A 13,136-nucleotide genomic window follows, 5' to 3' on the forward strand; every position below is an offset into this window, starting at 1 on the left:
CCCAGCATCCCGTACTTCTTACGCGGCGTCGGGGGCCTGCCTTCGTTCGCCTTCGGGAAAACCCGCCCCGCGCGGCCAGTCGCGCGCGCTCAGCGCCATGCATTTGAACAGCTCGCCCATTGCCTCGCGACCGACCAGCCGCTCGTGCGCCACGCGCAATTCTTCCGCACGTGCCGGAGACGCCTTGGCCAGTGCCTGTGCGCGCAGGCCGATGCCCATCGCCGTCAGCCAGGCCCCCTGCGTGGTCAGCGAACTGGCTATGCCCTCCCGCCGCGCCACGAGATCGAGCGTGGCGAAATCGACATGCGCGGTGAGGTCCATCTCGCCCGGCGCGACAAACACGTCGACCTTTTGGTGCCCACGCACCGCCTGGAGGGTGGAGCCAGTCCGCGGCTCCAGGTGGCCGTAATCGACCAGCAGCCCCGCACCGCCCTGCACATCGAACCGCTGTGCAAGCGCTTCGACCAGTGCAGCGGCAGCGGGACCGGTCTCGATCACCGTGTCAACGGGGGCGGCACGCTGCGCTTCGGGGACCGCCTCGTCGAGCGGGCTGGGTCCCGATACGAAAGCGAAGCCGTCGTCCTCGATCCCGACCATCCGTTCGCGCCAGCCCGTGGCGGTCCGGACGAGTTGCCGGATCGGCAGCGCATCGAGAAATTCATTGGCGAGCAGCAGCATCGGGCGATCCCCGGGGACCGTGTCGAGCGAATCGTGGAACCGTGCACCCGCCAGCGCTTCAGACTGGACCTGCCGGAGCGCGTCTGAGCCTTCGACCAGATGGACTTCGGGACGCAGTCCCTGGCTGGCCATCGCACGCAGCGCATCGCGCGCCAGCGTTCCGCGGCCCGGGCCGAGCTCGACATAGAGCACGTCGGCGGGGCGCCCCGCGCGCGCCCAGATGTCCGCCAGCCACAGCCCCGCCATCTCGCCGAACATCTGGCTGATTTCGGGCGCGGTGGTGAAATCCCCCGCAGCGCCCAGCGGATCGCGCGTGGTGTAATAACGCGCGTTGCTTTCACCCATGTAGCGCGACACGGGCATCGGCCCGTGCCGTTCGATCAGCCGGCGGAAGCTGGCCGCCAGCGCAGTCTGTTCCGCTTCGCTCATGCAGCGGGTGCGGCTCCCGCCCGGGTGCTGCCGATCGCCGGACGCAGCAGGGCATAGGCCAGCACCGCCAGCCCGATGGCGATCATCGGCAGGCTCAGCCACTGGCCGCGCGAAAGACCGGTCTCGGCAACGACATAGGCGAGATGCGCGTCGGGCTCGCGGAAGAACTCCATCAGGAAGCGCCCCAGTCCCATGCCGATGGTGAACACTGCGACCAGCAGGCCCGGGCGCCAGCGCGCGCGGGTCTGCCAGAACAGCAGCAGCAGCAGCAGGCCCAGCATGAGGCCTTCGAAACCCGCCTGGTAGAGCTGGCTAGGGTGGCGGGGAAGCAGGTCGGGATCGGTCGGAAAGACCATCGCCAGCGGGAAATCGCTTTCGACCGGCCGGCCGTAGAGCTCGGCATTGACGAAGTTCGCCAGCCGTCCGAGCATGTAGCCCACGGGCACGTTGACCGCGATGTAATCGCACACGCGCAGCCAGTTGAGACCGCCACGCCAGGCGACCCAGCTGATCGCCACCAGCACGCCGATCACGCCGCCGTGGAAGCTCATCCCGCCTTCCCACAGCTTGAACACATCCGCGCTGGCGAACAGTTCGGGCTTGTAGAAGGCAGCATAGCCGATCCGGCCGCCAAGAATGACGCCCAGCGTACAGTAGAAGAACAGGTCGTCGGCATGGCGCTGCGCCATCGGTGCGCCGGGCGCCTTGATCATCTTCGACAGGTGCCAATAGGCGAACAGGATGCCGAGCAGATAGGCCAGCGAATAGAACCGCAGCTGGAAGCCGCCGATCTCGAACAGGTAGGGACGCAGCCCGAGATTTTCCCAGTAGATCGGTTCTGCAACGCCCGATGCAGCCAGTAGTGACAGCAAGTGCTTATCCCCTTAGAGGTGAGTCAAAGGCCGCGTCCGGCGACCCATCGGGGCGGCTTTTGGCATAGCAGGGGTTTTGGGGAAAGCCTGCGTCGAGCCGCAATTACTGCGCGAGCCTCGAAGATGAGGTCGTGCGCCGTTTTGGAGAGGATACTACACACCCATGCCGACACAACTCGATCAAGACATCCACCGGATCACCCAGGCGGTCACCGCACCGGGACAGATGTTCGAGCTGACCGAAGTGACCCGTCGCGGCGTCACCATGCCCGCCTTCAAGAACGCGCCGCCCAGCGTGGTCCATTACTTCGCCCACTTCTGCAACGAGAAGAAGGACGAACTCTTCATCGTCGACGGCGAGATGCGGCTGACCTTCGGCGAAATCTGGCATGCCGCGACCCACGTCGCGCACGGGCTGGCGACCGAGCACGGGATCGAGAAGGGCGATCGCGTGGGCATCGCCGCACGCAATTCGACCAACTGGATCGTCGCTTATATGGGCATCCTGATGGCAGGCGGCTGCGCCACCCTGCTCAATGGCTGGTGGACGGGCGAGGAGCTCGCCTATGGCATCGACCTGTGCGAGTGCAAGCTGGTGCTGGCCGACGAGCAGCGCGCGCAGCGGCTGGACGGGATCGAGCATGGAGCAAAGGTCGTCGTGTTCGGTCACGGCGCCCCGTCCGAAGGTCTCGCACCGGTATGGGCAGCGGGTGACACCGCCATGCAGATGCTGGGCCAGATCGGGCCCGACGATCTTGCCACCATCCTCTACACCTCGGGTTCGACCGGCCATCCGAAGGGCGCCTATTCGGATCACCGCGGCGTCGTATCGGGGACGATGAACTACGTCTGCCAGACGGCGATGATGCTGCAGCTGCTGACCGAGCGCGGCGATGCGCCGACCGTCCAGCCCAGCGCGCTGGTCGCGGTGCCGCTGTTCCACGTCACCGGTGAAGTGCCGCTGTTCCTGCAGAGCTTCGCCATGGGCCGCAAGCTGGTGCTGATGCCCAAGTGGGATGCCACCAACGCGCTCGAACTGCTCGAGAAGGAACAGATCACCTATTTCGTCGGCGTGCCTCTCATGAGTTACGAGATCGCGGTCCATCCCGAGCGCGAGAAATACGATCTCTCGCAGTGCAAGACCTTCGCCGGCGGCGGTGCCGCGCGGCCGATCGAACACGTCAAGAAGATCAAGGACGCCTTCAAGGACGGCTTCCCCGCGCTGGGCTACGGCCTCACCGAAACCAATGGCGTGGGTGCCGGCAATCTCAACGAGAACTATCTCGCCAAACCCAACAGCACCGGCATGCCGTCGCTGCCGCTGGTCGACATGGCGATCCTCGATGACGATGGCGAACCCTTGCCGCAGGGCCAGATCGGCGAGGTTTCGATCCGGTCGGTGTGCAACTTCCTCGGCTATTGGAAGAACGAGGATGCAACCAAGGCAGCCTTCTCGAAGGACGGTTATTTCCGCACCGGCGACCTCGGATATCTCGATGAAGACAATTACCTCTTCATCGTCGACCGCAAGAAGGACATCATCATCCGCGGTGGCGAGAACATCAGCTGCATCGAGGTCGAAGAAGCGATCTATGCGCATCCCAAGGTAGCCGAATGTTCGGTCTTCGGCCTCCCCGACGAGCGCTTCGGCGAAATCCCAGCAGCGGTCTATTTCCCGCATCCGGGGCAGAGCCTGTCGGTCGATGAACTGCAGGAGTTCCTGCGTGAGCATATCGCCGCCTTCAAGGTGCCTTCGGTCATGTGGCAGAGCGAGGAACAGCTTCCCCGCCTCGGCACGCAGAAGGTCGACAAGCGGACGGTGAAGGCCACCTTCGCCAAGGAGCATCTCGCAGCTTGAGCGCCACACCCGTCCCCCGCCAGCGCGCGATTATCGACAGGCGCAAGCTTGCCTCCGGAATCGATTCGCTGGTCGGGGAGCACGGCGACAAGGCGCGCCCGCATGTCGTCGGCCTGCTCAAGGATGCGCTCGACAAGGGCCGCGCCGAGCTGGCGCAGCGGCTCGAGGCCAAGCCGTCGGCCGGGCATGAAAATGCGGGGGGCTTCGCGTTCCTGATCGACCAGCTGATCAGGGTCATCCACGATCACGCGGTCACGCATCTCTACCCCAGCGCCAACCGGTCGCAGGCGGAGCGCCTCGCGATCATGGCGGTAGGCGGATACGGCCGCGCCGAGATGTCGCCGCATTCGGATGTCGACATCGCCTTCCTCGTCGGCGGCAAGAAGACCGCCTGGTGCGAGCAGGTAGTCGAGGCGATGCTCTATCTGCTGTGGGATCTGGGCCTGAAGGTCGGCCATTCGACCCGCACGCTCGACGAAGCCATGCGGCTGTCGAAGACCGATCTGACGATCCGCACAGCCTTGCTCGAAGGGCGTTACGTATGGGGCGATCAGGAGCTCTACGATGAAGGCTCGCGGCGCTATTCGTCCGAGGTCGTTCGCGGCAACGAACGCAATTTCGTCAGCGAGAAACTGGCCGAACGCAATGCGCGGCACAAGCGCATGGGCGACAGCCGCTATGTCGTCGAACCCAATGTGAAGGACGGCAAGGGCGGACTGCGCGACCTGCACACGCTCTACTGGATCGGCAAGTTCATCCACCGCGTGCGGACCGCTTCGGAACTGGTCGATGTCGGGCTGTTCACGCAGGCCGAATACCGCAGCTTCCGCCGCGCGGAAAACTTCCTGCTGGCGGTGCGCAGCCACATGCATGTGCTCACCGGTCGCGCCGAGGACCGGCTGACCTTCGATCTCCAGCGCCGGATCGCCGAGCGGATGAATTTCGCCGAGCGTCCGGGCAAGAGCGCGGTCGAGCGGTTCATGCAGTACTACTTCCTGCAGGCCAAGCGGGTCGGATCGCTGACCGGCGTCTTCCTCGCGCATATCGACGAGCAATTCGAGGCCAAGACCGCGCGCCGCGGTTTCTTCGCGGGATGGAAGCAGAAGCCGCGCCAGCTGAAGGGCTACCGCGTGTTTGGCGGGCGCATCGCCGCGCCCTCGGACGACTGGTTCAAGAAGGACCCGGTGCGGTTGATCGAGATATTCCAGCTGGCCGAAGCCGAAGAGCTCGAGATCCACCCCGAGACGATGCGGCAGGCGGATCGCGACAGCGGACTGATCGATAATGCCATCCGCGAAGCCAAGCGCGCCAATGCGCTGTTTCTCGATCTGCTGTGCGGGCGCAACGACCCCGAAATGGTGCTGCGCTGGATGAACGAGGCGGGCGTGTTCGGGAAGTTCGTACCCGATTTCGGCAAGGTCAACGCGCAGATGCAGTTCGACATGTACCACCATTACACGGTGGACGAGCATACCATCCGCGCGATCGGCCTGCTCAACAAGATCGAGAAGGGCGAACTGGCCGACGACCACCCGCGCGCCACGCGGCTGATCCACAAGGTCGGTTCGCGCCGCACGGCCTATGTCGCGGCCTTGCTGCACGATATCGCCAAGGGCCGCGGCGGCGATCACTCGGTGCTTGGGGCCGAAGTGGCGGAAGAGTTGTGTCCGCGCTTCGGGCTCAGCGAGAGCGAGACCGAAATGGTCGCCTGGCTGGTGCTCAACCACTTGCTGATGAGCCATGTCGCGCAGAAACGCGATCTGACCGACCCCAAGACGATCGAGGATTTCGTCGGCCAGGTGCAGAGCCAGGAACGGCTGCGCCATCTCGCCATCCTCACCGCAGTCGATATCCGCGCGGTCGGCCCCGGCACGTGGAACAGCTGGAAAGGCCAGCTGCTGGGCGAACTCTACGACGTCTCGAGCGAACGCCTGCGGCTTGGGCACATGCGGCACGGGCGCGAACAGAAGATCGCGCACAAGCAGGCCGAAGTGGCCGACATGCTGGACGAGAAATCGGCGCTGGTCGAAGAACTCGCCGCGACGATGGGCGACGCCTACTGGATCGCCGAGCCGACCGACATCATCGCGCTCAATCTCGTGCATTACGCCGCCGCGCGCGAGCAGGAGCACGAGTTGTCGATCCACTGCGAATATTACGAGGCGCGCGGCGCGACGCTGGTCACGGTGATCGCCGCCGACCATCCCGGCTTGTTCTATCGCATCGCAGGCGGGATTCACCTCGCGGGCGGCAACATCATCGACGCGCGCATCCACACCACGCGCATGGGCTGGGCACTCGACAATTTCCTCGTCCAGGATCCGCATGGCGAACCCTTCGCGGAGGCGGAGCAGCTCGAGCGCCTGAAAACGAGCATCGCCGATGCACTGGCGAATAAGGTCGACCTCGCCCCACGCCTCGCCCAGCGCCCGCTGGCGCACAGCCGTGCGCGGGCCTTCGACGTCGCACCGCGAGTCCTGTTCGACAACAAGGCTTCGAACAAGTTCACCGTGATCGAGGTCAATGCGCGCGATCGCCCGGCGCTGCTCAACCGGCTAGCCCGCGCATTGTTCGAGAGTCGGCTGGTGATCCATTCGGCGCATGTGACCAATTACGGCGAACGCGCGGCGGACACGTTCTACATCACCGATCTGACCGGCGGAAAACTCGAACCGGGCGAGCGGATGAACCGCATCGAGGCGCGGCTGATGGAAGCTGCCAGCGACGCGATGCAGGACCGGTTGGAAAACGCGTAAGGTACTCGGCCCTTCGCCCCTGTTGTTGCGCTACTTGGGGGCGGGCCGCGCGCCGAACAGCGCGGTGCCCACGCGCACATGCGTCGCACCGAGCCTGACCGCAGTTTCGTAATCGCCGCTCATCCCCATGCTCCGGCCGTCCAGACCGTGATCGCGCGCCAGCTTGTCGAGAAAGGCGAAGAAGGGCGCGGCTTCGATCTCGAAGGGCGGGATGCACATCAGGCCGGCTACCGGAATGTCGGCATCGCGCGCCTGTTCGAGCAATGCGGGTAGCTCTGCGACCGGACAGCCACCCTTCTGGTCTTCCTCGCCCACATCGACCTGCACGAAGCACGGTACGCGGCGATCGAGCTTGTCCATCGCCTTCGCCAGCGCCTTCACCAGGCTCGGCCGATCGAGCGAATGGATCGCGTCGAACAGCGCTACCGCGTCCTCCGCCTTGTTCGACTGGAGTTGGCCGATGAGGTGCAATTGCACTGCCGGATGCGCTTCGCGCAGCGCGGGCCATTTGCCCTGCGCTTCCTGCACGCGATTCTCGCCGAAATGGCGCTGGCCTTCGCGCAGCAGCGGCTCGATCGCTTCCGCCGGGTGCATCTTGCTGACCGCGATCAGCGTCACATCCTCAGGTTCGCGGCGAGCGATCGCGCAGCTCTTCGCGATATTCGCTTGCACGTCCTGAAGCGGGGTCTGGGCCTTTTCCATCGCCGCGCGCTATAGCGGTTACATGGCGCGAAACCAGTCCCCCTTGCCGCTGCTGTGGCTGCTCAGCGACAAGCGCAATGATGCCGGGCTGGAAGACGCGCTGCGCGCCCTGCCCCCGCGTTCGGGCTTCGTGTTCCGGCATTATCATCTCGAGGAAAGCGCGCGGCGGCAAAGATTCGCGGAGCTCGCCGGCCTGGCGCGCGCGCTGGGCCATACGGTAATCCTTGCGGGACACGAGAACTGGGGCGCCGACGGGCACTATGGGCGGCCAGATCGACTGGGTGCGGGGCTTCGGCTTGCCACCGCGCATGATGCGGCGGAACTGGCAGAGGCGGTTGCCGCGCAGGCCGATGGCATCTTCCTCTCGCCCGTGTTCGCCACCGCCTCGCATCCCGGCGCCGACACGCTCGGCGCGGCAGGTTTCCATGCCCTGGCCCGCGACAGCAGCGTGCCGGTTATCGCGCTGGGCGGCATGAATGCCGCACGCGCACGCGAACTCGCTTGGCCACGCTGGGGCGCGATCGACGGACTCGGTTCGACGAAGCGCGCTTGACGGGCGAGTCCCCGAGGATTCATACTGTGCGCCTTCGACGGATCAGGGGATAATTCATGGCTTCGCGCGCAGGCGCAGCACCCGATTGGCGTGCGGCATTCCGCCGCAGCTTCCGCCGCGCCACGCATATGGCCGGCGCGGGGATACTGTTCGCGCTACTCGTCTTCCTGACGCTGGCGCTGGCCAGCTACACGCAGACCGACCCCAGCCCGTCGACCGCGGCGAGCGGCGACGACATCCGCAACTGGATGGGCGCGAGCGGGGCTTGGGCAAGCGAACGCGCGCTCAACTTCCTCGGCATCCCGGCGGTCCTGTTGTTGCCGCTGTTGTATATTTCCGCGCGCCGGCTGTGGACCGGCGTCGAACGCGACGACGAGACCGAGACGCCCGGTCGCTGGTGGGGCCCCTTCGCCATGCTGTTGGCGGCAGTCGCGCTGCTGGGCACCGTGCTCGCGCTCGTGTTCGAACCCGATACCGGCAGCCTGCCCGCGGGCGTCGGCGGGTTGTTCGGCCAGCTTGGCGGCCTCGGGATCGAAGCGGTGGCCGAACGGTTCGGCGGAAGCTTTTCAGGCTGGATCGTGCTGGTTCTCGCGCTGCTGGCGCTGGGTGGCGGGGTGGCGCTCGTAACCCGTGTGTTCGCGCTCGACTGGGCACAGTTCCTGACGCTGCCCGACTTCGTCCGCCGCAAGGCGCAATTGCCCGATATCGACTTGCCTCTCGCCCCCAAGAAGCAGAAGCGCGTTGCCGCGCCGCCTGCAGGGGACGACGCAGACGAGCCCGAGATCGCTCGCGAGCCACGGCGCGCACCCGAGATCGCCGATCCCGCGCCGATGCCCGCGCAGCCGCGTCCGGCAAAGGCCAAGCAGCGCGACATGTTCGCCAATTTCCAGCTGCCGAGCCACGATCTGCTCGACGACGCGCCGGAGAATTCCGCGCCCAAACTCGACAAGATGGCGCTCGAACGCAACGCGCGCCTGCTCGAGAACGTGCTCGACGATTTCAACGTCAAGGGCGAGATCACGGCGGTCCGCGCCGGCCCCGTGGTCACCATGTACGAACTCGAGCCCGCCCCAGGCATCAAGGCGAGCCGCGTGGTCGGACTGGCCGAAGACATCGCGCGCAACATGAGCGCGATCAGCGCGCGCGTTTCGCCGATCCCCGGGCGCACGGTGATCGGCATCGAACTGCCCAATGCCGACCGCCAGATGGTCAGCTACAAGCAGCTGGCCAATTCGGCAGCCTTCGTCGACCATAAGGGCAGCCTGCCGATGATCCTCGGCAAGGACATCGCCGGTGAACCGATCGTCGCCGATCTCGCCGCCATGCCGCACCTGCTGGTCGCGGGCACTACCGGATCGGGTAAGTCGGTGGGGCTCAACGCGATCCTGCTGTCGCTGCTCTACCGCTTCACTCCCGACGAATGCCGCCTGATTCTGATCGATCCCAAGGTGCTCGAGCTCAAGACCTACGACGACATCCCGCACCTGCTCAGCCCGGTGGTCACCGAACCGCACAAGAGCGTGCGCGCGCTCAAATGGGCGGTCGAGGAAATGGAGAAGCGCTACCGCATGATGAGCAGCGTGAACTCGCGCAATATCGCGGGCTTCAACGAGAAGGTCAAAAAGGCAGCCGAGAAGGGCAAGCCGCTGGGCCGCCGCGTGCAGACCGGCTTCGACCCCGAAACGGGCGAAGAGCTCTACGAAGAAGAGCAGCTCGATTACGAACCGCTGCCGCTGATCGTGCTCATCGTCGACGAGCTGGCCGACTTGATGGTCACCGTGGGCAAGGAAATCGAAGTGCTGATCCAGCGGCTGTCGCAGAAATCGCGCGCCGCCGGCATCCACCTGATCATGGCGACGCAGCGCCCGTCGGTCGATGTCATCACCGGCGTCATCAAGGCCAACCTGCCGACCCGGATCAGTTTCAAGGTCACCAGTCGCATCGACAGCCGCACGATCCTGGGCGAACAGGGCGCCGAACAGCTGCTGGGCAAGGGCGACATGCTCTACAAGCCCAACACCGGCGCGATGATCCGCGTCCACGGCCCCTTCGTATCCGATGAAGAAGTCGAACGCGTGGCCGATCACTGGCGCGAACAGGGCAAGCCCGATTACGTCGACGCGGTGACCGAAGAACCCGAGGATGGCGGCTTCAATTTCGAGGACGAATTCACCGCCAGCGACAATCCCGACGAACGCAAGTATCGCCAAGCCTGCCAGATCGTGATCGAGAACCAGAAGGCCTCGGGTTCGTGGCTGCAGCGCCAGATGGGCGTGGGCTACAATACCGCCGCCAAGTGGATCGAACGGATGGAAAGCGAAGGGCTGGTCGGCCCCGCCAACCACGTCGGTCGCCGCGAGATCTTCCGCGATCAGGATGGCAATCCGATCTGATTGCGCGTGCGGGCGAACCGCAGCGGACAAAATCCACGCGACTCGCTGGCTGCGGCAAGCTAAACACCGCGCCGATGACCAGCCCGACCGACGACACAGCCAGCATTGCCGACAACGACAAAGCCCGCACCGGGGCCTTCGCCAGCCGCCGCCCGATCAGCCGCTGGACGGTGCTGCGCGCTCTGGCCGAAATTCGCATGTGGTGGCGCGACGGAGTCATCGCCGATCTCGACCATGTCGCGACGATCGAACGGGTGCGCGGCGAATCGCTGCTGACCAGCCGCTACATCTTCATGACCGCGATGAGCGCGGGCATTGCCATCCTCGGCCTGCTGCTGTCGTCTCCGGCAGTGGTGATCGGCGCCATGCTGCTCTCGCCGCTGATGAACCCGATCATCGGCACCGGCTTTTCTCTCGCCACGGGCGACGCGGACTGGCTGCGGCGCTGCGGCAAGGCGCTGCTCGCCGGATCGGCCTTCGCAATCCTGTTCTGCGCGCTGATCGTATTCGTCTCGCCCCTGCAGACGGTGACCGAGGAAATCGCCGCGCGCACACGGCCGAACTTGTTCGACCTGCTGGTGGCGCTGTTCTCCGCGCTCGCGGGTTCCTACGCGGTGATCCGCGGCCGCGAAGGCACGATCGTCGGTGTGGCGATCGCCACAGCCTTGATGCCCCCGCTGGCGGTGGTCGGCTTCGGCCTGGCCACTTTCAACTGGACCGTTTTCGGCGGCGCGCTCGGCCTGTTCATCACCAACCTCGTGACGATCGGGCTGACCGCCGCGATCATGGCGCGGTTGTACGGCTTCCAGTCCGACCTAACGCATCGCCAGAGCCGGTTCCAGTCGCTCGGCATCATCGCGATCTTCCTCGCGCTGGCGGTGCCGCTCGGCTTCTCGCTGCGCACGATCGCGTGGGAGGCCAACGGCCAGCGGATCGTCAATCAGGAGGTCGCCGAAGCCTTCACCGATCGCGCACGTGTCGACCAGCCGATCGTCAATTGGGCGGCGCAGCCGGTCACTGTTTCGGCCAGTGTCTTCACCCCCGAATTCAATCCCGATGCCGACAGCGAGGTCGCGACGCGCCTGGCCGAACGGCTGGGTCGCCCGGTGGTGGTCACCATCGACCAGTTCCAGGTCGGCACCGACCCGGGCGCGGCCGAACAGGCGGCGCTGGCGCAGGCGCGGGCACGCGAAGCTGCCGAGGCCAGCGAACGCCAGATCGCCGCCCTAGGACAGAATCTCGCCCTGATCGCGGGTGTCGAACGCAGCGACGTGCTGCTCGATCGTGACAGCCAGCGCGCGCAGGCTGCGGCGCGGCCGCTCGAAGGGCTTACGCTTGCCGGCTATCGCGAGCTCGAACGCCGCCTCGAAAGCAGCACGCCGGGCTGGACGGTGGAATTGCGCCCGCCGCTGGCGGTCCTGCCGACGATTGCGGTTGGCGACGAAGGGCTCGATGCGGACAACGAGCGGCGCGTAGCGTTGCTCGCCTGGGCGGCACAGCGGACCGGGCTGCGCATCACGCTCAGCGGCGGGACCGATTCGGTTGGCGCCGTAACCGAAGCGCTTGGGAGCGCCGCCGCATCCTTCGACACGCGGCCGAGCGGCAATGGCAATACGGTCAGCGCCGCGTGGTCGACTGCCGCGACGCCGCAGGGCTAGAGCGAACGTTCGGCAAGGCGGGGTTTGGGAGGAAAGAGGGCGCGCGCCCCGCGGGCGGGCGCAGCACTTGCCGCGGCTTGGTTGCAGTTGTAACGAGCGCGCGCAACAAGGAGTCCCCCCATGCTCATCGGCAGCCCCAAGGAAATCAAGAACCACGAGTACCGCGTCGGCCTGACGCCCGAGAGCGCGAAAGAGCTCGTCATGCAGGGCCACGATGTGTGGATCGAAACGCAGGCCGGCAGCGGTATCGACGCGTCCGACGAGCAATATGTCGCCGCGGGGGCCAAGATCGTCGATGGGCCCGACGCGATCTTCGCCGAGTGCGAGATGGTGGTGAAGGTCAAGGAACCGCAGGCGGTCGAACGCAAGAAGCTGCGCGAAGGCCAGATCCTCTACACCTATCTGCACCTCGCGCCCGATCCCGACCAGACCAGGGACCTGCTCGACAGCGGCGTCACTGCAATCGCCTATGAAACCGTCACCGGCCCGCGCGGGCAATTGCCGCTCCTGAAGCCGATGAGCCAGGTTGCCGGGCGCATGAGCGTGCAGGCGGGCGCCACCGCGCTCGAAAAGGCGCACGGCGGGCGCGGCGTGCTGCTCGGCGGTGTCCCCGGGGTGATGCCGGGCAAGGTCGTGGTCATCGGCGGCGGCGTGGTCGGCTTCAACGCGGCGCAGATGGCGGTCGGCCTTGGCGCGGACGTAACCATCCTCGACCGCGATCCCGAAGTGCTCGAAAAGGTCGGCACGCATTTCGAAGCGCGTGCCAGCACGCGGTTCTCCAATGCCGCCAACCTCCACGACGCAGTGACCAATGCCGATCTGGTCATCGGCGCAGTGCTCATTCCCGGCGCAGCGGCACCCAAGCTGGTGACACGCGAAATGCTCAAGGACATGCAGAAGGGCGCGGTGTTGGTCGATGTCGCGATCGATCAGGGCGGTTGCTTCGAAACGAGCAAGCCGACCACGCATGCCGAGCCGACCTATGTGATCGACGACATCGTGCATTATTGCGTCGCCAACATGCCCGGTGCCGTGGCGCGCACCAGCACCTATGCGCTCAACAACGTCACGCTGCCGCACGCGCTGCGCATCGCGCGCATGGGCTGGAAGGACGCGCTGGCCGCCGATCCGCATCTCGCCGAAGGCCTCAACGTCCATGAAGGTCAGGTGACCTACGAGGCAGTCGCGACCGAGCTTGGTTACGATTACCGTCCGACGGCAGAACTGCTGCGCTAGA

Annotated in this window: 9 protein-coding genes; 6 read left to right on the top strand and 3 right to left on the bottom strand. The window is 65.8% G+C overall.

Annotated elements, in window-relative coordinates:
- Positions 1-18: 18 nt before the first annotated feature.
- Together FHS69_RS08545 and lgt are read right to left on the bottom strand one after the other, a co-directional pair.
- Positions 19-1,107: a class I SAM-dependent methyltransferase gene (locus tag FHS69_RS08545; RefSeq protein ID WP_166777363.1), complete on the bottom strand. Its 1,089-nt coding sequence runs from the start codon at positions 1,105-1,107 to the stop codon at positions 19-21.
- On the bottom strand, positions 1,104-1,979 hold the full coding sequence (gene lgt / locus FHS69_RS08550; RefSeq protein WP_094062167.1) for a prolipoprotein diacylglyceryl transferase: 876 nt from the start codon (positions 1,977-1,979) through the stop codon (positions 1,104-1,106). The genes FHS69_RS08545 and lgt overlap by 4 nt, the downstream gene beginning before the upstream one ends.
- A gap of 163 nt (positions 1,980-2,142) precedes the next feature.
- Between lgt and FHS69_RS08555 the strand changes: the two genes are divergently transcribed.
- Together FHS69_RS08555 and FHS69_RS08560 are read left to right on the top strand one after the other, a co-directional pair.
- Positions 2,143-3,837: a class I adenylate-forming enzyme family protein gene (locus tag FHS69_RS08555; protein WP_067465717.1), complete on the top strand. Its 1,695-nt coding sequence runs from the start codon at positions 2,143-2,145 to the stop codon at positions 3,835-3,837.
- Positions 3,834-6,593 (top strand): [protein-PII] uridylyltransferase, encoded by a 2,760-nt coding sequence (locus FHS69_RS08560; protein WP_166777364.1) that lies wholly within the window; start codon positions 3,834-3,836, stop codon positions 6,591-6,593. The genes FHS69_RS08555 and FHS69_RS08560 overlap by 4 nt, the downstream gene beginning before the upstream one ends.
- A 30-nt stretch (positions 6,594-6,623) precedes the next feature.
- On the opposite strand, the gene FHS69_RS08565 is transcribed toward FHS69_RS08560, so the two are convergent.
- The gene (locus tag FHS69_RS08565) at positions 6,624-7,295 is read right to left on the bottom strand and encodes a YggS family pyridoxal phosphate-dependent enzyme (protein ID WP_166777365.1); all 672 of its coding nucleotides are present in this window, start codon (positions 7,293-7,295) and stop codon (positions 6,624-6,626) included.
- A gap of 22 nt (positions 7,296-7,317) precedes the next feature.
- Here FHS69_RS08565 and FHS69_RS08570 point away from each other — a divergent pair, with 22 nt between their 5' ends.
- From FHS69_RS08570 to ald, 4 genes are all read left to right on the top strand, one after another.
- Positions 7,318-7,848 carry a thiamine phosphate synthase gene (locus FHS69_RS08570; RefSeq protein WP_166777366.1) on the top strand — a complete coding sequence of 177 codons (531 nt, stop codon included), beginning with the start codon at positions 7,318-7,320 and terminating at the stop codon, positions 7,846-7,848.
- 56 nt (positions 7,849-7,904) lie between these two features.
- Positions 7,905-10,241 (top strand): FtsK/SpoIIIE family DNA translocase, encoded by a 2,337-nt coding sequence (locus tag FHS69_RS08575; protein ID WP_067675450.1) that lies wholly within the window; start codon positions 7,905-7,907, stop codon positions 10,239-10,241.
- A gap of 74 nt (positions 10,242-10,315) precedes the next feature.
- Positions 10,316-11,899 carry a DUF389 domain-containing protein gene (locus tag FHS69_RS08580; RefSeq protein ID WP_166777367.1) on the top strand — a complete coding sequence of 528 codons (1,584 nt, stop codon included), beginning with the start codon at positions 10,316-10,318 and terminating at the stop codon, positions 11,897-11,899.
- A 120-nt stretch (positions 11,900-12,019) separates the two neighbouring features.
- Positions 12,020-13,135 (top strand): alanine dehydrogenase, encoded by a 1,116-nt coding sequence (ald, locus tag FHS69_RS08585; protein ID WP_166777368.1) that lies wholly within the window; start codon positions 12,020-12,022, stop codon positions 13,133-13,135.
- Position 13,136 lies beyond the last annotated feature (1 nt).

It is taken from the genome of Qipengyuania flava (assembly GCF_011762005.1).
Taxonomy (GTDB): Bacteria; Pseudomonadota; Alphaproteobacteria; order Sphingomonadales; family Sphingomonadaceae; genus Qipengyuania; species Qipengyuania flava.